Raw genomic sequence first — 18411 nt, 5'->3', positions numbered from 1 at the left:
GGCGGTAGGGGTCCCCTGAAGTGAGGGGGACTTCGATGTCATTCTTCGGCGGGGACCCGTTCAGGGGGTTCGAAGAGCTCACGGGCCGGGTGTTCGGCGGCATGGAGTCCTGGCCGCCGGCCCGGCCCGGCGTGCAGCGCGTGGACGTGGGCAGGCTGCTGTCCGCCTCGGCGAGGGAGGTCCTGCGCCGGGGCCTGGACGCGGCGGGCGAGCGTGGCGCGCCCGACCTGGACGTCCTGGACATTCTCGACGCGTTGCTCGAGGACGACGCGGTCCGCTCGATGCTGAGCACGGCCGGCGTGGACCCGGGCAGGCTGCGCGACCGCATCGACGACCTGGGCGGGCCGGGCCAGGCCGGGGAGCCGCCCACGACGCTCTCGCCGGCGGCCAAGAGGGCCATCCTCGACGCCCAGCGGATCGCCCGCGCCCTGCGGTCGTCGTACATCGGGCCCGAGCACCTGCTGCTCGCCGTCGCCGCCAACCCCGACTCCGTCGCCGCCCGCCTCCTGCAGGAGCAGGGCGTCTCCGCGAACGAGCTGCAGGACGCCATGATGGCCGGCCCGCACAGGGCGCGCGGGGACGGCGGTCGCCGCCCGAGCGACACGCCGACGCTCGACGAGTACGGACGGGACATCACGGAAGAGGCCCGGCAGGGCAGGATCGACCCGGTCGTCGGCCGCGAGGACGAGATCGAGCAGGCCATCGAGGTGCTGTCACGCCGTACCAAGAACAACCCGTGCCTGATCGGCGAGCCGGGCGTCGGCAAGACCGCGATCGTCGAGGGCATCGCCCAGCGCATCGTGAACGGCGGCGTCCCCGACCCGCTTAAGGACCGGCGCGTCGTCGGCCTCGACCTGACCGGGATGGTGGCCGGGACGAAGTACCGGGGCGAGTTCGAGGAGCGCATCAAGAAGGTCATCGACGAGGTGCGCGCCCACTCCGACGAGGTCATCGTCTTCATCGACGAGGTGCACAACCTGGTCGGGGCGGGCGCCGCCGAGGGGGCCATGGACGCGGCCAACATCCTCAAGCCCGCCCTGGCCCGCGGCGAACTGCACGTCATCGCGGCCACCACGATCGACGAGTACCGCAAGAACATCGAGAAGGACGCCGCGCTCGAGCGCCGCTTCCAGCCCATCCTGGTCGCCGAGCCGACCGTGGAGGAGACGGTCCAGATCCTGGCCGGGCTGCGGGACGCCTACGAGGCGCACCACCAGGTCCGCATCACCGACGAGGCCCTGGACGCGGCCGCGACCCTGTCCGACCGCTACATCGCCGACCGGTTCCTGCCCGACAAGGCCATCGACCTCATGGACCAGGCCGGCGCCCGCGTGCGGCTGCGCTCGCGCACGCCCGGCGCGGACGTCCGCGAGCTGGAGGAGCGGCTCGACGCGCTGCGCCGTGACAAGGACCAGGCCATCTCCTCCGACAACTTCGACCGCGCCAAGGAGCTCACGACGCAGATCGACAAGGTCAGGCCGGAGCTGGAGCGCGCCAGGCAGGGGACGGACTCCGTGCCCCTGGTCACGGTGGAGGACATCGCCGAGGTGGTCTCCCGCCGTACCGGCATCCCGGTCACCCAGCTCACCCAGCAGGAGCGCGAGCGCCTGATGCGCCTGGAGGAGCACCTGCACGAGCGGGTGATCGGCCAGGACGAGGCCGTCACCGCCATCGCGGAGGCCGTACGCAGGGCCAGGGCGGGGCTGAAGGATCCGGACCGCCCGATCGGCAGCTTCCTGTTCCTCGGCCCGACCGGCGTCGGCAAGACGGAGCTGGCCAGGGCGCTCGCCGCGGCGCTGTTCGGCGGCGAGGAGCACATGGTCCGCATCGACATGAGCGAGTTCCAGGAGCGGCACACGGTCTCCCGCCTCATCGGCGCGCCGCCCGGATATGTCGGGTACGAGGAGGCGGGCCAGCTCACCGAGGCCGTCCGCCGCCGCCCGCACGGCGTGCTCCTGCTGGACGAGATCGAGAAGGCCCACCCGGACGTCATGAACATCCTGCTGCAGATGCTCGACGACGGCCGGCTCACCGACGGCCAGGGCCGCACGGTGGACTTCACCAACACGATCGTGATCATGACGAGCAACCTCGGCGCCCAGATCGTCCTGGAGTGGTCCGGCGCCGCCAAGGAGCTCGAGGAGCGGCTCATGGACGTGCTGCGGCACTCGCTCCGTCCGGAGCTGCTCAACCGCATCGACGAGACGATCGTCTTCCAGCGGCTGGAACGCGACCAGCTCCGCCAGATCGTGGACCTGATGCTGGAACGCACCCGCCAGCGCCTGCGCGGCCAGGCGGTCACGCTGGAGGTCACGGAGGCGGCCAAGGACTGGCTGGCCGAGCGCGGCTACCAGCCCGAGTTCGGCGCCCGGCCGCTGCGCCGCACGGTGCAGCGGGAAGTGGACAACCGGCTCTCCACGATGCTGCTGACCGGCGAGGTCACGGAGGGCGGCACGGTCACGGTGGACGTCGAGGGCGACCACCTCGTCTTCCGCGCCACCGCCCCGGAACCGGTCGGCTGACGGTTCCCGGCGGCCATCAGAATAACGGCGATCGAGCCGTGGCGGACCCCCTAATTATCGGGATGGGTGGAGAGACGCACGCGGACCATATTGGGTTTGCGGCATTCGACTTCCACCAATTCCATGCAAAGGGGAAATGCCATGAAACTGGCGGCCCGGGTGTTCAGTACGACGCTGGCGCTGCTCCTCGCCGGCACCGGTACGGCGTCGGCGGAGCCTGCGAAGGCGGCGCTGTCCGTGCGGCACTTCTACAACGTGCGTTTCCAGCGGTGCCTGGACGCGGACACGAACACGGGCGGGAACGGCGGGATCGTTCAGCTGTGGGACTGCGGCCCGTGGAACCAGCAGTGGTGGCGATGATCAGGCAGGCGTCTGCCAGGAAACATGTGGTCCTCCTCGTCCATGATCGGGACAATCCGGTATGAGAGTTCACCGCTGAGGAGGAGACATCTGGATGGCTGCTTCGCGAGCCGCCCTTACACGCGACGACCTGAGGCTGAAGGTCGCCGTCCAGCGTGGGCGGCTCGGCGGCACGGATTTCCGGGTGATCCGACCGGCTGGACCGTTGCAGAACGGGGCGCTCTACCAGGCCCGAGATTGCTACGAGATGTATGTGGACCGGACGGACGGCCGACGCATCGGCACTCTGATGCTGCTCGCGGCGCGATCCCCGCGATCCCTGATCTACCTGCCGATGCGCACCACGCCGACCGCTCCCGGGGTCGGCTGGGACGACGAGAAGCGGCTCGACCTCGTGCTGGCCCATCGCGCGGTGCAGTTCCAGCCCTCACGGTGGAAGCAACTGCGGGAGCGCTGCAACGCGGGGAACGCTCCCCGAGAGCTGCGCACGGCAAGCATCCCGGCAAGAGACCTGCCGGCCGACCACGGGCCGAACACCTCAGTGCGAAGCGATCCGAAGCACGGCAACCTGCTCCACCAGGCCCTCTACGCCGAGACCCTGTTCCTGACGGGCGGCACGACGGCGTTCCGGGAGGCGGCACAGGAGATCTTCGCCGTCACCAAGGACGGGCCACCCCACGCCGCGACGCGGCATTACGTGCCCGGCGCCTGCAATTACCACGTCTGCCGCAACCTCTACGACTGGCCGGAACTGGAGGAGCACGACTGGGACCAGTTCCATGTGGAGTTCTGCCCGCGATGGGCTAAATGATCAGGCGAAGGACTCCCTGAGGCGGACAGAACGGCAGGCATCACGCACCGCCCGGGCCGGGGCGAGGCTCCTGGTCGTAGACTCCGACCGACCAGAGACCCCGCCGAGGGCCGGTCTCGGCCGCCAGGCGCTCCGGCATCGCGATGATCGCCTCGCGATCCCACGGTCCGTCGCACCTGCCCGCCCGCCGGTCGGCGAGGGCGCACTTCTCAGCCAGCCCGGCCGATCCGATCGGCGCGTCGGCGGGGAAGACCCAGACCTCGAGAGTCTGCGGGGCCCGCAGCCAGTCCGGTGTCACCGACGTCTGGTCGTACTGGACCTGGAGACCCGGGCCCAGCCGTACGCACGGGGTGAGATCATTCCACCTGCCCTGCGCGTCCCTGACCAGGACCCACCCCTTCGGGTCGGCGCACCGGATCCCGATCCCCGTGTGGACGCTGGTCGGCCGGAACGTGATACGTACGCTTTCCCCCACGGACCGGTAGGACTGCCCGTAGATCAACGACACCGGCCCGTACCGGCTCCCCACTGTCCGCGGCAGTTCGACTCCCTCCAGGAAGTGCGCCGTGACGCCGGTGGCCGGCTCGCCGAGGTTCGCGCCGGGCCACGGCACGCCGGCCAGGGAGACAACCGCCGCGGCAGCCGCCGCCACAGCCGCCCCCGCCGCCACCCGCCGGCGCAGGCGCGTCCTGGCTCCCCGTCGCCTGATCTCGCTCACCAGGGGAGCCGGCCCGCCCTCGCGGACGCTGTTCTCGGCGAACACCGCACGCAGGTCGTCCTCGGTGTACTGAGTCATCGAAGCGCCTCCAGCTTCAGGTCGTCCAGTGCGGGATCCACGCGAAGCCGCGCCAGTGCCCTGCTCAGCTGTTTCTTCACACTGCCGACCGAGCATCCGAGCACGTCGGCCACCTGATCCGGGGTCAGATCGTCGAAGTAGCGCAGGACGAGCGCCGCGCGTTGCCGGGCCGGCAGGCCGCCGACCGCCGCCCAGAGGGCCGAGCGCCGCGCGACGCCCGTCTCGAACTCCGGCTCGGCCGGGCCCTCGGGCAGCTCCTCGGTCGGCAGCTCTCCTCTCCAGCGCCGCCGCCACCAGGAGGCGTGCGTGTTGACGAGGATCCGGTACACGTACGGGTCGGGGTCGTCCCCGATCCTGCGCCACGCCGTCCAGGCCTTGACCAGCGCCGTCTGCACCAGGTCCTCGGCCGCCTGCCAGTCCCGGGTCAGCAGGTACGCCGTACGGCACAACCGCTCGTGTCGTTGCCCGACATATTCGGCGAACTCATCCGCCATCGCGTCCTCCAGATCCGTTCCCCGTCACGGTTTACTACCGGTTGGAGGGGCGGTCCGGGTGACAGGACCTCAGGACAGGGCGGCAAGGGCGCGGTCGCGGCACTCCGCCAGGGTGAGCCCCGCCAGCGCCTCCCGTACGGCGGGCACGCACACGGGGGCCATGGACAGGCTCGTCACGCCGAGCCCCACCAGCAGGGGCGCGAGCAGCGGGTCGCCGGCCGCCTCCCCGCACACCCCGACCGGCTTGCCCGCCTCCTGCCCGGCCTCGGCGCACATGGCGATCAGCTGCAGCAGCGCGGGCTGGCGCGGGTCGAGCAGGTCGGCAAGGGCGGAGTGCTGGCGGTCGGCGGCGAACGTGTACTGGGCCAGGTCGTTGGTGCCGATGCTGAGGAAGTCCACCTCCCGCAGCAGCCGCCCGGCCCGCAGCGCCGCCGCCGGGACCTCCACCATCGCGCCCACCCGGGCGATGCCGCGGGCTCTCGCCCGCCGCACGAACCCGCTCGCCTCGGCCACGGTGGTGACCATGGGCGCCATCACCCACGCCTCGGCGCCCGTCTTGCGGGCCGCCTCGGCGATCGCGTCGAGCTGGGTGTCCAGTACGTCCGGCAGCAGGCGGTCCACGCGCAGGCCGCGCACGCCCAGGGCCGGGTTCGGCTCCGCGGGGAGGCCGAGGAACGGCAGCGGCTTGTCGGTGCCCGCGTCGAGCGTCCGCACGATCACGCTCTCCGCCTGCGCGAACACCTCCGCGTACGCGGCCACCTGCTCCTCGAACGACGGCGCCGTCGTCCGGTCGAGGAAGAGGAACTCCGTCCGGAACAGCCCGACCCCCTCCGCGTCCGGCCGCAGGTCCTTGGCGGAGCCGATGTTGAGCAGCAGCTTGACCGGGTGGCCGTCCTTCGTCCGGCCCGGGCCGCTGCCTGCCGCCAGCCTGGCCCGATCGGCGCGGTCGCCCTCCCTGACCTCGGCCGCCTGCTCGTCGGTGAGCCCGACGGCGACCTCGCCGGTGCCGCCGTCCACGCCGACGACCGTGCCGTCGGGGACGTCCATGATCCCCGCGCACGCCACGACCGCGGGAAGGCCCCGGCCACGGGCCAGGATCGCGGTGTGGCTCGTCGGGCCGCCCCGCTCGGTGACCAGCGCCAGGACGTCCGGGCCCAGCCCGGCGGTGTCGGCGGGGGAGAGGTCCTCGGCCACCAGCACGTACGGGTGGCCGGGGGCGGGCAGGCCGGGCATGGGCAGGCCCAGCGCGAACGCCACCGCCCGGTGCCTGAGGTCGTCGAGGTCGGCGGCCCGCTCGGCCATGTACCCGCCGAGCGCCGCCAGCGCGTCCCGGTGCTCGGCGAAGGCCGCGTCCAGGGCGCGGGCGGCGTCCATCCCCTCCCGTGCCCGCCGCTCGGCGTCCTCCAGGAGCACGGGGTCCTCGGCGATCATGGCCAGCGCCTCGAGGATCTCCGCCGCCTCGGCGGCCGTGCCGTCGGCGTGTCCGGCGGCGGTGGCGCGTCCGGTGGCGCGTCCGGCGGCGGTGGCGCGCTGGGTGAGGTCGGCCGCGACCGCCGCCAGGGCCTGGGCGACGATGGCCGCCTCGGCGGCGTGGTCGGCGGCGTGGTCGGTGGCGTGGTCGGTGGCGGGGCGTGGCGGGGGCAGCGTCGGAGGGGCGGCCATCCGGATCGCAGGTCCCGCCGCGCGCCCCCGGCTCACCCCGAGGCCGGTGAGAAACCCGGAGGGCTCAGGTGTCGAGGGCTCAGGTGTCGAGGGCTCAGGCATCGAGGGCCTCTTCCGCGTCCAGGTCGCGCGAGAGCAGCGCCACCAGCGAGTCCAGCGCCTCCTCGGCCCCCGGCCCGTCCGCCTCCAGCGTCACCTCCGCGCCGTGCCCGGCCCCCAGCGACAGCACCCCGAGCATGCTCTTCGCGGGCACCGCCTTCTCCCCGAGCCGCACCGTCACCGGCACCCCGAGCCGCGCCGCCGCCTGCACGAACAGCTTGGCCGGCCGGGCGTGCAGGCCGCCGGCAGAGGCCACGACCACCGTTCGATGTGCCATCCCGCACCTCCTAGGGTTCAATTGTGACCTTGATGGCCGCGCCCCGGCTGACGAGGTCGATCCCGTCGAGCACCTGGGGCAGCGGCAGCCGGTGGGTGATGAGGTCGGAGACCACCACGTCGCCGGAGGCCACCAGCCGCAGCGCTTCCGCGTTGTGGGCGGGGCTGGAGCCGTTGGCGCCGACGATGGTGAGCTCGCGGTAGTGCACGAGGTTCGAGTCGAGCGTGACGAGCGGATCGTCCTTGGGCAGGCCGCCGAAGAAGCTGATCCGCCCCTGCCTGGCCGCCATCCGCACCGCCTGCTCCTGCGCCGCGCCCGAGGCCGCCGCCGTGATCACCACGTCGGCGCCGCGCCCGCCGGTCAGCTTGAGCACCTGCTCGACGGGGTCGGCGTCGATCGCGGCGTCGGGGCGTACCAGTTCGGAGGCCATCGCCAGCCGCTGCGCGTTGACGTCCACGAGGAAGACCCGGGCGGCGCCGCGCGCCCGCGCCAGGCGCACGTGCAGGCAGCCGATCGGCCCCGCGCCCATCACCACCACGTCGTCGCCCGCGCCCACGCGTGCCAGCGACTGGCCGTTCAGCACGCAGGCGAGGGGCTCGGCCACCGACGCCTCCGCGAAGCCGACGCCGGGAGGGATGGCGTTGACGCCGTTCACGGCCAGCACCTTGGCGGGGATCACCATGTACTCGGCGAAGCCGCCGTCGTAGTGGTAGCCCATCGACTCCTGGTTGGGGCAGACCGTCAGGCGCCCCCGCCGGCACTCGGGGCACGTGCCGCACGGGATCGCGGCGATCACCTGCACCCGCTCGCCCGTCTCCACGACCTCGCCGGCGATCTCGTGGCCCATCACGCGGGGCGGCCTGATGTGGTGGTGCCCGAACTTGAGGATCTTGGCGTCGGTGCCGCACGTCGAGCAGTTCCGTACACGGATCTTCAGCTCGCCCGGCCCGGCGGCGGGCTCGGGCGCGTCCTCGATCCTGATGTCGCCGGGGGCGTGGAATCTGGCGACCTTCATGCGGCAAGCTCCTTCATCACCTCAGAGACCTCCGTGGCCTCGCGCAGCGCCCTGGCGCGGTCGGGGTCGAGCAGGATCTCGGCCAGCGCCGCCAGCAGCGGCACGTGCCCGTCGTCCTTGGCCGCGATGCCGACGCAGAGCGTGACCCGCTCGCCGTCCCAGTCGACGCCGCCGGGGAAGCGCACCACGCAGATGGCGTCCCGCCTGACATCCTCCTTGGAGGCGTTCGTCCCGTGCGGGATGGCCACGCCCTCGCCGACGTACGTGGAGATCGTCCGCTCCCGCTCGAGCATCGCCTCGATGTACGGCTCCGCGACCGCCCCCACCTCGACCAGCGCCCGCCCGCACCGGCGGATGGCCGCGGCGCGGTCGGGGGCGCTCTCGTGCAGCAGCACGGCCCGCGGGTCGAGCAGGCCGTCACGCATCGACGGTGCCGCCGTTCTTGATGGTGTTGATCAGCTTGGTCACGGCGGGGTCCCCCAGGAAGATCTGGAACGGCACCAGCACCTTCCCGGGGGCGGCGGCCCTGGCGCGGTCGGCGAGCCCGGCGTGGCAGAGGACCACGTCGGCGTCGTCGGGGATGGAGTTCACGGGCGTGTGCTCGACGGTGACGCCGGTCGCCTTGAGCTGCTTGCGCAGTGTGGAGGCGAGCATCACGCTGCTGCCCATGCCCGCGTCGCAGGCCACGATGATCTTGCGGATGTCCTTGCTGTCGATGCCGGCCATGGGTCAGGCCTCCCTGTTGGCGGTGTTGGTGGCGGATTCGGCGGCGGTTTCGGTGGCGGATTCGGTGACGGCTTCCTGCGAGCCCTCGGGTTCGTCCTTCCGCTCGCCCCTGCCGAAGCCGAGCAGGATCGCGGCGACGGCGAACGACACGCCCGCGGCCACGAGGATCCCCAGGCTGGAGCCGAGCCAGCCGCCCTTCGGGGTGACCGCGATGTAGGCGAAGATGCTGCCGGGCGACGGCGTGGCGACCAGGCCGGCCCCGGTGACCATGAACGTGAACACCCCGGCCGCGCCGCCCGCGATGACGGCCAGGATGAGCCGGGGCTTCATGAGCACGTACGGGAAGTAGATCTCGTGGATCCCGCCGAAGAAGTGGATGATCATCGCCGCGGGCACGCTCGGGCGCAGCTGGCGCGGGCCGAACAGCAGGTACGCCAGCAGCAGGCCGAGGCCGGGCCCGGGGTTCGACTCCAGCATGAACAGGATCGACTTGCCCGTCTCCGCCGCCTGGGCGACGCCGAGCGGGCCGAGCACGCCGTGGTTGATGGCGTTGTTCAGGAACAGCACCTTGGCGGGCTCGATCAGCACGGAGGCCACCGGGAGCAGGTTGTGGCCGATCAGCCAGCTGACCGCGTGGCCTGCGGCGGTGGTGACCGTCTGGACGATCGGGCCGATGCCGAGCATCCCGACCACGGCCATGGCGCCGCCCACGATGCCCGCGGAGAAGTTGTCCACGAGCATCTCGAACCCGGCCTTGGTCCGCTCCTCCGTGAACTTGTCCACATATTTCAGGATCAGGGCGGTGAGCGGGCCGATGATCATGGCGCCGAGGAACATCGGGGCCTCCGTGCCCACCACGACGCCCATCACCGCCACCGCGCCCACGACCGCGCCGCGCTGCCCGTGCACCATCCGGCCGCCGGTGTAGGCGATGAGGATCGGCAGCAGGGTCGAGATGATCGGGCTGACCATCTTGGCGAGCGTCTCGTTGGGCAGCCAGCCGGTCGGGATGAAGAGCGCGGTGATCAGGCCCCAGGCGATGAACGCGCCGATGTTCGGCATGATCATGCCGGCCAGGTGGCCGCCGATGCGCTGGATGGTGGCCTTGACACCGGTTCCGGTGACCGGGGGAGTGTAACTGTCGGCCATGGGACGTGCTCCTTCGGGGGGATGAGCAGTTGATCAGCCGCTGTGCTGGGTGAGGTGGGTGCCTGCGGAGGAGGTGGTGAGGAGCCGGGACGGGTCCGGCGGGCCGACGGTGACGGCCGCGGCGTCGATGCCGGCGGCGCCGATGTCAGCAGGGCCCGGCATGCGGCTGCCGGGCAGGCGGACCGCCGCGGCGCCCCAGGCCAGCGCCCGCGCCAGCGCCCGGGGGCCGTGCCCGCCGCCGGCGAGGAAACCGGCCAGCATGGCGTCGCCGGCGCCGACCGAGCTGCGCGGCCCGGTGACCGGGGCCTCGCCGTACCAGATGCCCTGGTCCTCGACGAGGACGGCGCCGTCGGCGCCCAGGCTGGCCAGCACGGCGCGCGCGCCCGCGGCCCGCAGCTTGCCGGCGGCCTCGACGACGTCGCCCAGGCGGCGGATGGGCATGCCGGTGGCGCCGGAGAGCTCCTCGAGGTTCGGCTTGACCAGCGCGGGCGCGGCGCCGAGCGCGCTGGCGAGCGCCGGGCCGCTGGTGTCGACCGCCACGTGGATGCCGGCCCCCGCGAACCGGCGGCACAGCCGGGCGTAGACGTCGGCCGGGACCTGCGGGGGCAGGCTGCCCGAGGCGACCACCCAGTCGGCCCCGTTGGAGGCGTCGTGGGCGGCGTCGAGCACGGCGTCGGCGATCGTGTCCAGCTCTCCGGCCGACAGCGCCGTGCCGGGCTCGTTGATCTTGGTGATGGTGCCGTCGGGTTCGGCCAGCGTGACGTTCGACCTGGTCGGGCCGGCCACCGGGACGGTGACCATGTCGAGCCCCTCCGCCGCGAGGAGCCGTACGAGCTGCCTGCCCTCGTCGCCGCCGAACGGCACCACCGCCCGGCTCGCCACGGCGTTGGCCAGCAGGGCGCGTGAGACGTTCACGCCCTTGCCGCCGGGGTCCAGGCGGGCGGCGGCGGCGCGGATGACCGCGCCCCGGTCGAGCGCGGCGATCTCGATGGTGCGGTCGAGGCTCGGGTTGAGCGTCAGGGTGAGGATCATGCCCTGATCACCTCCGGCCCCGCCGCCGCGAGGTCGGCGGCCAGGGCGACGTCCAGCCCGGTGTCGGAGATGACCACGTCGATCTCGCCCAGCTCGGCGAATCTCGCCAGGTACGTGTTCGTGAACTTCGTGTGGTCGGCCAGCAGCACGCTGCGCTGCGCGGCCTTGACCATGGCCCGCTTGATCGCCGCCTCCGCCGGGTCGGGCGTGGTCAGCCCCCGGGTGAGCGAGCAGCCGTTGGTCGCCATGAAGGCCACGTCCACGTTGAGGCCGGCCAGCGGGCGCAGCGCCCAGTCGTCGACCGTCGCCAGGGTCTTGCCGCGTACCCGGCCACCCAGCATGATCACGTGCAGGTTGGCGCGGGCGGCCAGCGCGGTGGCCAGCGGCGGGGAGTTCACCACGACGGTGAGCTCGCGGTCGGCGGGCAGCACCTGGACCAGGCGGCCCGTGGTGGTGCCCGCGTCGATGATCACGGAACCGTCCTCGGGGAGCTCGGCCAGCGCGGCCTTGGCGATGCGCTCCTTCTCGGCGGTCAGCACCTCGTCGCGGGCGGCCAGCGCGGGCTCGAACCCGAGGCGCTCCACGGGGATGGCGCCCCCGTGCACCCGGCGCAGCACGCCCGCCCGCTCCAGCGACGTCAGGTCGCGGCGGATCGTCTCGGTGGTCACGTCGAGCTCGGCGGCCAGCGTCACCACGTCGACGCGGCCCGCGGCGCGCGCCCTGCGCAGGATCTCCTGCTGCCGCTCCTCGGCGTACATGATGTTGGTTCACCGCCGTTTCGGGTTGGTTTCTGCTTTATTTGAACCCGTTTTCGTTGGACGGTCAAGGGCTGGTAGGTATAGGCGGATGCGAAGCAAGCCCCTGGCCGCCGCGGCGGCGGCCGTACCCCTTCTTGCCGGGCTCGCCGCGCCCGCCTACGCCGCTCCGAAGGTCCCCGCCGGCACCACGGCGTCGTGGCTGGTGTTCGACCGGCAGGCGGGCAAGTTCGTGGCCACCCGGAACGCGCACAGGAAGTTCCGCTCGGCCTCGGTCGTCAAGATCCTCATCGCGATCGACTACCTGGAGCGGCGCACGAGCGTGCCCGCCGCCGACGCCCGGCTCCTGAAAGTCATGCTGCGCTCCAGCGACGACGACGCGGCCTCGACGTTCTGGGACCGCGACGGCAAGGGGCAGATCATCGTGCGCATGGCGCGCAAGCTCGGCCTGTCCGACACCGCGCCGCCGCCCGCCTCGAAGCCCGGGTTCTGGGGTTACACCTCGCTGAGCGCGTACGACATCGTGCGGACCTACCGCTACCTGCTCGACCGGGCCGACGCCCGGGTCAGAGAGACGGTCCTCGGCCACCTGCGGCAGTCCACGCCGTGCGGGACGGACGGCTTCGACCAGACGTTCGGCATCCCCGACGCGGCGCCGCGGCCGTGGGCGGTCAAGCAGGGCTGGTCGGGCTTCGGCGCGACCCCGCCCACGCGCTGCTCCGACGCCCGGGCCGTCGGGGCGCCCATCTCGTGGATCTCCCAGCGGGCCGTCGGCTCGGGGGTGCCCGACTACGGCCGTCCCGTGCTGCATACGACGGGGCTGGTGGGCAAGAACGAGCGGTACGTCATGGCGGTGCTGACGGCACACCCGGCGGGCGGCGCGTGGAGCGCCTCCGTCAAGCGCATCACCACGCTGACGAGCGAGCTGTACCGCGGCCTGTCCTAGACGGCGGAAGGAGACCTATGGGCGACAGCGTGTCGTTGGCCCAGCTCGTCCATCGTCTGGAAGCGGTGGTGGGTGACCTACGAGGAATCCCTGTCGACGTCGAGCGGGTGGATGACGACGCGCTCGTCCGGGAGCAGATCGCGCAGGTCGTCCCCGCGGCCGGCGAGTTGCGCGCCATGCAGCCTTTGAGCGCGGTGGAGAAGGGCTCCCAGGAGCAGAAGAGCAGGCGCAGGGTGCTCGATGCTCTGGAGCGTGGCATGACGATGCGCACGATCGTCCACGCGAGCGTGCTGGACGACCCTCGCAAGGCGGCCCGGATCAGGCAGTTGCATGCCTCCGGTGACCTGCACCGGGTCGTCGACGAGCCGATTCAACAGGTGCTCATCTTCGACCGTGCTGTGGCGTTCCTGCGGATGACCCCCTTCACCTACGCGCCGGGCACTTTGGTGATCAGGCAGCAGAGTCTCCTCGCCGCCCTCATCGACCTGTTCGAGCGGACCTGGGCGACGGCCAGGGAGATCGACGAGCCGACGCGCAGGCTGAGTGCCCGCGAACGTGAGGTGCTCGCCCTGATCGCGGAGGGGCGCTCCAACAGCGCCGTCGCGCGCGCCCTGTCGATCACGGAGGCGGCCGTCGGCAAGCACGTGGCCAGCCTGTTCGCCAAGCTCGAGCTGCCCGAGACCGCTGACGACAACCGGCGGGTGCTGGCGGTGCTCGCCTACCTGCGCGGCACGGTGAGGTAGTGCCAGGCCCACCCCGATCTCGCCCTGGCCCCCATGCCGGCGGAATCCCGGGCGACGTTCAATGATGTCGTGCAACGAATGACTGGATTACTGATCGGCGCGATCTTCGGCGCGATTTTCGTCGTTGTCAACGCGCAGAGCCCGCTGAACGCCGTGACCGTGAGCCTGCTGCGGGCAGTCGCCTGCCTGGCGGCCGCGAGCGTCATCGGCATGTGGTTCGCCACGGCCCGGAGGGAGCGGCCCGCCGCGGGATCGCAGCGAAACATGTTCAGCCGCGGTTACCTGATCGTCGTCGCCGCCGAGGCGATCCTGCTCCTCGGCGGGCTTCGGGTGCTGGCCGCCCTGGCACGTCCCGAGCAAGCCAACGTGGCGTGGGTGGCACTGGTGGTTGGCGGGCATTTCATCGCACTGGCACCGATCTGGAAGGATTGGGGGATCGCCGTGCCCGGGGTGGTGCTCACCCTGCTCGGCACCGGCGGCCTGGTTCTGACCTCGACGGCCGCCGTCGCCTGGGTGCCGTTCGTCAGCGGTGTGCTGTCCGGGGTGGTGCTGCTGATCGGCGCCCTCTTCTTCGGTTGGCGCGCTGTGACGACTCGGACGGCCTAGTCCAGGCCTCCAGCGGGACGAGCGCATCACCACGCTGACGAACGAGCCGTACCGGAGCCTCTCCCAGCATCGGCTTGGAGAGCCTCCTGCTCCAGGCGCACCTTCTTCGGCACGCACATCCGCCAGGCCTCCAGCACCAGCTCCCGCATCTCGGCCACGTCAAGGGCGGCCACGCGTGCCACCACCCAGTTGAAGCGCAGGTCGGACTCCCTCGGCATGAGGAACTTGTCCGGCTCGGCCGCCACCAGCGCCGCGCGCTCCTCCTTCGGGAACCCGAAGCCCATCAGCGTCTCGTCCCGCGAGAACGCCACGTAGACGATCCTGCCTACCCGGAACTTCACCCGGTCCCGGATCAGGTGCTCCGACGAGCGCGGGAGCGTGTGCGCGAACTGGCGTACATCGTCGACTGTGACCACGCGGCAAACGTTACTGGTTGCCCTCCGCGGCCGAAATGTCGGCGAGCGCCGAGTTGGGGTCGCGCTCGAGGGCCAGGTCGCCGAGGCTGACGATGCCGACCGCGCGGCCGTCCTCGACCACCGGCAGGCGCCGCACGGCGTGCGAGCGCATGAGCTGGACCGCCTGGTCGATGCCGGCGTCGGGGCCGACGGCCTCGACGGAGGGGCTGCAGGCCTCGCGCACCGGCGTCTCGGGGGCCTTGCCCGCCGCGACGACCCGCACGGTGATGTCGCGGTCGGTGATGATGCCCCGCATCCGCCCGTTGTCGTTGACGATGACGGCGCCCGCGTCGTTGTCGCGCATCAGCGCCGCCGCGACGGACACCGGCTGGTCGGCCTCGACCGTCGCGGGGTGGGACGTCATCACATCGGCCACGGTCTTCGCCATGGGATCCTCCTGGTAGATCGGTCCAGCCGACCTCTACCCCGGCGGATACACGGCTCACGGGACTTTGTCGTGTCTCTGCGTTCCGCTAGAGGGTCTTGGCCGCCAGGCGGATCTCGTCGAGCAGGACCGCCAGGTCGCGCTCCGTCGTGTCAGGGTGCAGGAAACACGCCCGCAGCGCATGACGGCCGCCCAGCCGGGTGCCGGTGATGAACGCGTTGCCGCGCGCCTGCACCGCGCCCGGGATCGCCCGGTTGACCGCGTCCGACCCCGGGCGGTAGCGGAAGGCGGTGATCGAGGTGACGACGGGGGAGAGGAGCTCGAAGTCGTCCGACTCCTCGACCATGGCGGCGAGCGTGCGGGCCAGCCCCGCTGTGTGGTTCACCAGCCGCGTGACGCCGGACCGGCCCAGGTGCGACAGCGTCGCCCAGGTCTTGAGCGCGCGGAACGGGCGGGTCTGCTCGGGCCCGTACTCGGAGAACCACCCCAGATCGCCCGCATTGTCGTCGATCAGGTACGACGGCACCAGGCTGAACGCGGCCCGCGCCGCCCCAGGGTCGCGCAGCAGCGCGCAGCCGCAGCCCACCGGGACACCGAGCCACTTGTGCGGGTCCAGGGCCAGCGAGTCGGCCCGATCCAGCCCCGCGTAGTGCGGCGCCGCGCCGTCGGCCAGCACGCCGAGCGCCCCGTACGCGCCGTCCACGTGGAACCAGAGCCCGTGCTCGGCCGCCACGTCGGCGATCTCGCCGAGCGGGTCCACCGCGCCGGAGTTGACGGTGCCCGCGCTGCCCGCCACGCAGAACGGCCGCAGGCCCCGCCCGAGGTCCTCCTCGATCATGGTGCGGAGCGCGCCCACGTCCATCCGGTACGCGCCGTCCACCGGGACCGTGCGGACCTGCCGCGATCCCAGGCCGAGGAGCTGGGCCGCCTTGTGCAGGCAGCTGTGGCCCTCCTCGGTGACGTACAGGACCATGGGCGGCCGCCCGGACAGGCCCTCCTCGCGGGCGTCCCAGCCGTCGGCGAGCGCCGCCCGCTGGCGGGCGGAGGCCAGGCAGATCACGGTGGCCATGGACGCGCCGCTGGTCAGCAGCCCGCCTCCGGGCGGGTGCGGGAACCCGACCAGCTCGGCCAGCCACCGCACCACCGTCCGCTCCAGGTGCGGCCCCGCGTGGTCGCCCCCGGCGCAGCTCGGGTTCATGGCGGCGGCCAGCGGCTCGACCAGCACACCGGCGGGGTTGGGCGGGGAGTTCACCCAGCCGAAGAAGCGGGGGTGGCCGTTGCCCATCGGGTACGGCAGCATGCGGGTACGGGCCTCCTCGAGCAGCTCGTCGAGCGGCCTGCCGCGCTCGGGCAGCTCCTGACTGCTCAGCCAGGCCCGCTCGGCGTCCGGCACGGGCTGCCACACGGGTCGCCCACCGAGCCCGGCCAGGTGCTCGGCCGCGATCGCCGCCGCCACGGCCCCGACCTTGCCCAGCCCGCTGTCCGCCGCGTCGGTCACGCGCATGCCCTGCGCGGTCGCGTCGCCGGGGCGCTCGTGGTGTGCGCTCGCGTCGGAGACGCGCTCCTGTGGTGTGCTCGCATCGGCGGCGCGCTCCGGGCGTGCGGTCGCATCGGCGGCGCGCTCCTGGCGTGCGGTCGCGTCGGCTGCGAGGTGCGGGTCGCGGTCAGCCATCGGGCGATTCCTTCCAAGGATCGTGCTCCCCGGCGCCGCCCAGCTCCATGGCCAGGTAGTAGACGCAGTCCACGGCGCCGTCGTTGGCGAAGGCGTGGCGGCAGTCGCCCGGATAGTACGCCGAGTCACCGGCCCCCAGCTCGTACGCCCTGCCGTTGATCGTCAGCCGCAGGCTGCCGTGCTCGACCGCGAGATACTCCCGCGACCCCGGCGCGTGCGGCGCGAACTCGCCCGCGTCCACGCCGGGTCCGATGGTCGTGCGCATGAACTCGAACTCCACGTCCGCGAGCACCGGCGACAGCACGCGCCGCTCCCACCCCGACGGGTCGCGTAGCACGCGCTGTTCGGCGTGGCGCAGCACCCGCATCGCCGCGTGCGCGGGCTCGTCGAGCAGCCGGGCGATCGACGTGCCGAGGGCCGTGGCCAGCCGGTCGAGCACCAGCACCGTCGGTGTCTTGGCGCCCCGTTCGACCTCCGAGACCATGCTCCGGCTGATGCCGCTCAGCGCGGCCAGCCGCTCGACGGTCAGCCCGCGCGCCCGCCGTTCCGCGCGGATCCGCTGCCCCAGCTCGGCCATGGACAGGCCGCTCGACAGGACCCCTTCGCCTTCCATATGTCCACTATAGCGGTAGTTTGTCCGCGATAGCGGAATCGCCGTACGTTATGCCGATTCGCGCCACGGCAGGCGTGGCCGTACGACGTGCCGGATCAGGCGTCGATCCGGCCCCGCTCCGCGCATCCCAGCCGCGCAGCGGCCATGGCGCCGTGGTCCTCGCCGCCCCGACAGGGCCGGAAGACGTAGCCGTGCAGCGATCTCACGTCAGCGAGCGTAGGGTGCGGCGATCAGACGGCGGAACTGCGCCGGACAGGGCCGTCGTCACCGCCGCCACCGATGAGATCGTCGATGACCACTGTCACCGCAGGTAGGCGGTGAGCGGGAGTTGCTGGTCGCGTACCGCCTTGGTGACCAGGCCGGCGATCTGGCGGGCCCCGGCCGCTTCGAAGTGGGTGTGGTCGTCGGCGAAGAACGCGCCGACGGGGCCGGAGGTGTAGTCGCCGTTGAACGGGCAGAAGCGCAGGCTGTTGTAGAGGGTGTAGCTCAGTTTGTGCAGGTCGATGACCGGGGTGCCGGTGGCGGTGCCGACGTCGAAGGTCTCCGTCACGAATCCGCGGTTGCCGGTCGCCGTGCTTCCGCTGCAGGTCAGCGCGGCCACCGGGGTCACCAGTACGGGGTGCGCGCCGCGCTGCTGGGTGGCGCGGACCATGGCGGTGAGCAGTTCGCGGTACCGGGCCGAGCCGACGTGGCGCGGGCAGGTGGCCGAGCCGTCGTTGATGCCGAACTGGATGAACAGGTAGTCGCCGGGCTTCATCCCGGTGGAGGCGTTCAGCATCGCCTGCCAGCGGGCGGCGTAGGCGGTGGAGCTGAGCACGCACTCCCCGGCGGAGTTCTTGCTGCTGGTGACGGCGGACTCGTACAGCCAGGTCTGCACGCTGCGCCCGCCCACGGCGCTGTTGACCACGGTGGCGTCGGCGGTGAGGTACTGGCTGAGTTCCCGGCCCCAGCCGACGATGTTGCTGCCGGAGCTGTTGGCGACGGTGGAGTCTCCGGCCAGCCAGACCGTGATCTTGCTTGGGGGTGGGGTGGCGCCTGGGTCGAGGTCGAGGTAGTCGATGTTGGGCAGGCCGTCGGCGCTGGTCGGGTTCAGCCTGATCGTGTTGTCGCCGGCGTTGAGGGTGACCGCCAGCGTCTTGGTGGCCCACGTCGTCCAGGCGCCGGTGGGACCGAAGCCGCTGCCGGCCTGGGCGAGCGTGCCGTTGACCAGCACGTCGGCGGGGCGGCTGGTGGTCGCGCCGTTGGCGTACCGGATGGCGACGGTGGCCGTGCCGGCCTGGGAGGCGTTCACGG

Annotated in this window: 21 protein-coding genes; 6 read left to right on the top strand and 15 right to left on the bottom strand. The window is 72.2% G+C overall.

Annotated elements, in window-relative coordinates; all coding sequences use genetic code 11:
* Window positions 1-35 precede the first annotated feature (35 nt).
* The 3 genes from AB0H84_RS52290 to AB0H84_RS52280 all read left to right on the top strand — a co-directional run bounded on the left by AB0H84_RS52290 (window position 36) and on the right by AB0H84_RS52280 (window position 3693).
* Window positions 36-2522, top strand: a complete 2487-nt coding sequence (locus AB0H84_RS52290; RefSeq protein ID WP_357621945.1) for an ATP-dependent Clp protease ATP-binding subunit — start codon at window positions 36-38, stop codon at window positions 2520-2522.
* Window positions 2523-2663: 141 nt separating this feature from the next.
* On the top strand, window positions 2664-2882 hold the full coding sequence (locus AB0H84_RS52285) for a hypothetical protein (RefSeq protein WP_357621943.1): 219 nt from the start codon (window positions 2664-2666) through the stop codon (window positions 2880-2882).
* Between the two features lie 94 nt (window positions 2883-2976).
* Window positions 2977-3693 (top strand): hypothetical protein, encoded by a 717-nt coding sequence (locus tag AB0H84_RS52280; RefSeq protein ID WP_357621941.1) that lies wholly within the window; start codon window positions 2977-2979, stop codon window positions 3691-3693.
* Window positions 3694-3733: 40 nt separating this feature from the next.
* Here the strand turns inward: AB0H84_RS52280 and AB0H84_RS52275 are convergent, their stop codons facing one another.
* The 10 genes from AB0H84_RS52275 to AB0H84_RS52230 all read right to left on the bottom strand — a co-directional run bounded on the left by AB0H84_RS52275 (window position 3734) and on the right by AB0H84_RS52230 (window position 11701).
* A complete protein-coding gene (locus AB0H84_RS52275; protein ID WP_357621938.1) occupies window positions 3734-4489 on the bottom strand; it encodes a hypothetical protein in 756 nt (251 codons plus the stop codon).
* Window positions 4486-4983 carry a SigE family RNA polymerase sigma factor gene (locus AB0H84_RS52270; protein WP_357621935.1) on the bottom strand — a complete coding sequence of 166 codons (498 nt, stop codon included), beginning with the start codon at window positions 4981-4983 and terminating at the stop codon, window positions 4486-4488. Before AB0H84_RS52270 ends, AB0H84_RS52275 begins: the two co-directional genes overlap by 4 nt.
* Before the next feature lie 69 nt (window positions 4984-5052).
* Window positions 5053-6747 carry a phosphoenolpyruvate--protein phosphotransferase gene (gene ptsP / locus AB0H84_RS52265; protein WP_357621932.1) on the bottom strand — a complete coding sequence of 565 codons (1695 nt, stop codon included), beginning with the start codon at window positions 6745-6747 and terminating at the stop codon, window positions 5053-5055.
* Window positions 6740-7021 carry an HPr family phosphocarrier protein gene (locus AB0H84_RS52260; RefSeq protein ID WP_357621930.1) on the bottom strand — a complete coding sequence of 94 codons (282 nt, stop codon included), beginning with the start codon at window positions 7019-7021 and terminating at the stop codon, window positions 6740-6742. The genes ptsP and AB0H84_RS52260 overlap by 8 nt, the downstream gene beginning before the upstream one ends.
* A gap of 10 nt (window positions 7022-7031) precedes the next feature.
* Window positions 7032-8036: a zinc-dependent dehydrogenase gene (locus AB0H84_RS52255; protein ID WP_357621927.1), complete on the bottom strand. Its 1005-nt coding sequence runs from the start codon at window positions 8034-8036 to the stop codon at window positions 7032-7034.
* Window positions 8033-8461, bottom strand: coding sequence for a PTS sugar transporter subunit IIA (locus tag AB0H84_RS52250; RefSeq protein ID WP_357621924.1), 429 nt, complete (start codon window positions 8459-8461; stop codon window positions 8033-8035). The genes AB0H84_RS52255 and AB0H84_RS52250 overlap by 4 nt, the downstream gene beginning before the upstream one ends.
* Window positions 8454-8762, bottom strand: coding sequence for a PTS lactose transporter subunit IIB (locus AB0H84_RS52245; RefSeq protein ID WP_357621922.1), 309 nt, complete (start codon window positions 8760-8762; stop codon window positions 8454-8456). Before AB0H84_RS52245 ends, AB0H84_RS52250 begins: the two co-directional genes overlap by 8 nt.
* A 3-nt stretch (window positions 8763-8765) precedes the next feature.
* Entirely contained in the window at window positions 8766-9911 is a 1146-nt protein-coding gene (locus AB0H84_RS52240) for a PTS mannitol transporter subunit IICB (protein WP_357621919.1), read from the bottom strand.
* A gap of 33 nt (window positions 9912-9944) precedes the next feature.
* The gene (gene pfkB, locus AB0H84_RS52235; RefSeq protein WP_357621916.1) at window positions 9945-10943 is read right to left on the bottom strand and encodes a 1-phosphofructokinase; all 999 of its coding nucleotides are present in this window, start codon (window positions 10941-10943) and stop codon (window positions 9945-9947) included.
* The gene (locus AB0H84_RS52230; RefSeq protein ID WP_357621913.1) at window positions 10940-11701 is read right to left on the bottom strand and encodes a DeoR/GlpR family DNA-binding transcription regulator; all 762 of its coding nucleotides are present in this window, start codon (window positions 11699-11701) and stop codon (window positions 10940-10942) included. The genes pfkB and AB0H84_RS52230 overlap by 4 nt, the downstream gene beginning before the upstream one ends.
* A gap of 88 nt (window positions 11702-11789) precedes the next feature.
* Between AB0H84_RS52230 and AB0H84_RS52225 the strand changes: the two genes are divergently transcribed.
* The 3 genes from AB0H84_RS52225 to AB0H84_RS52215 are packed head-to-tail and all read left to right on the top strand — an operon-like array spanning window position 11790 to window position 13993.
* The gene (locus AB0H84_RS52225) at window positions 11790-12644 is read left to right on the top strand and encodes a hypothetical protein (protein WP_357621910.1); all 855 of its coding nucleotides are present in this window, start codon (window positions 11790-11792) and stop codon (window positions 12642-12644) included.
* A gap of 17 nt (window positions 12645-12661) precedes the next feature.
* Entirely contained in the window at window positions 12662-13387 is a 726-nt protein-coding gene (locus AB0H84_RS52220; protein WP_357621908.1) for a LuxR C-terminal-related transcriptional regulator, read from the top strand.
* A 33-nt stretch (window positions 13388-13420) separates the two neighbouring features.
* Complete coding sequence (locus AB0H84_RS52215) at window positions 13421-13993, top strand: hypothetical protein (RefSeq protein WP_357621905.1); 573 nt, start codon at window positions 13421-13423, stop codon at window positions 13991-13993.
* A gap of 26 nt (window positions 13994-14019) precedes the next feature.
* On the opposite strand, the gene AB0H84_RS52210 is transcribed toward AB0H84_RS52215, so the two are convergent.
* The 5 genes from AB0H84_RS52210 to AB0H84_RS52190 all read right to left on the bottom strand — a co-directional run.
* Window positions 14020-14409: an MmcQ/YjbR family DNA-binding protein gene (locus AB0H84_RS52210; RefSeq protein ID WP_357621903.1), complete on the bottom strand. Its 390-nt coding sequence runs from the start codon at window positions 14407-14409 to the stop codon at window positions 14020-14022.
* A 10-nt stretch (window positions 14410-14419) separates the two neighbouring features.
* Entirely contained in the window at window positions 14420-14836 is a 417-nt protein-coding gene (locus tag AB0H84_RS52205) for a CBS domain-containing protein (RefSeq protein WP_357621900.1), read from the bottom strand.
* 85 nt (window positions 14837-14921) lie between these two features.
* Window positions 14922-16505, bottom strand: coding sequence for a pyridoxal-dependent decarboxylase (locus tag AB0H84_RS52200; RefSeq protein ID WP_357621898.1), 1584 nt, complete (start codon window positions 16503-16505; stop codon window positions 14922-14924).
* Window positions 16498-17118, bottom strand: coding sequence for an XRE family transcriptional regulator (locus AB0H84_RS52195; protein WP_357621895.1), 621 nt, complete (start codon window positions 17116-17118; stop codon window positions 16498-16500). The genes AB0H84_RS52200 and AB0H84_RS52195 overlap by 8 nt, the downstream gene beginning before the upstream one ends.
* 301 nt (window positions 17119-17419) lie before the next feature.
* Window positions 17420-18411: SGNH/GDSL hydrolase family protein (locus tag AB0H84_RS52190; RefSeq protein WP_357621892.1), on the bottom strand; the 992-nt coding region annotated here is incomplete at its 5' end.

This window comes from Nonomuraea sp. NPDC050786 (assembly GCF_040654115.1).
In the GTDB taxonomy this organism is placed as follows: domain Bacteria; phylum Actinomycetota; class Actinomycetes; order Streptosporangiales; family Streptosporangiaceae; genus Nonomuraea.
This window is presented reverse-complemented; position numbering and strand designations above follow the sequence as displayed.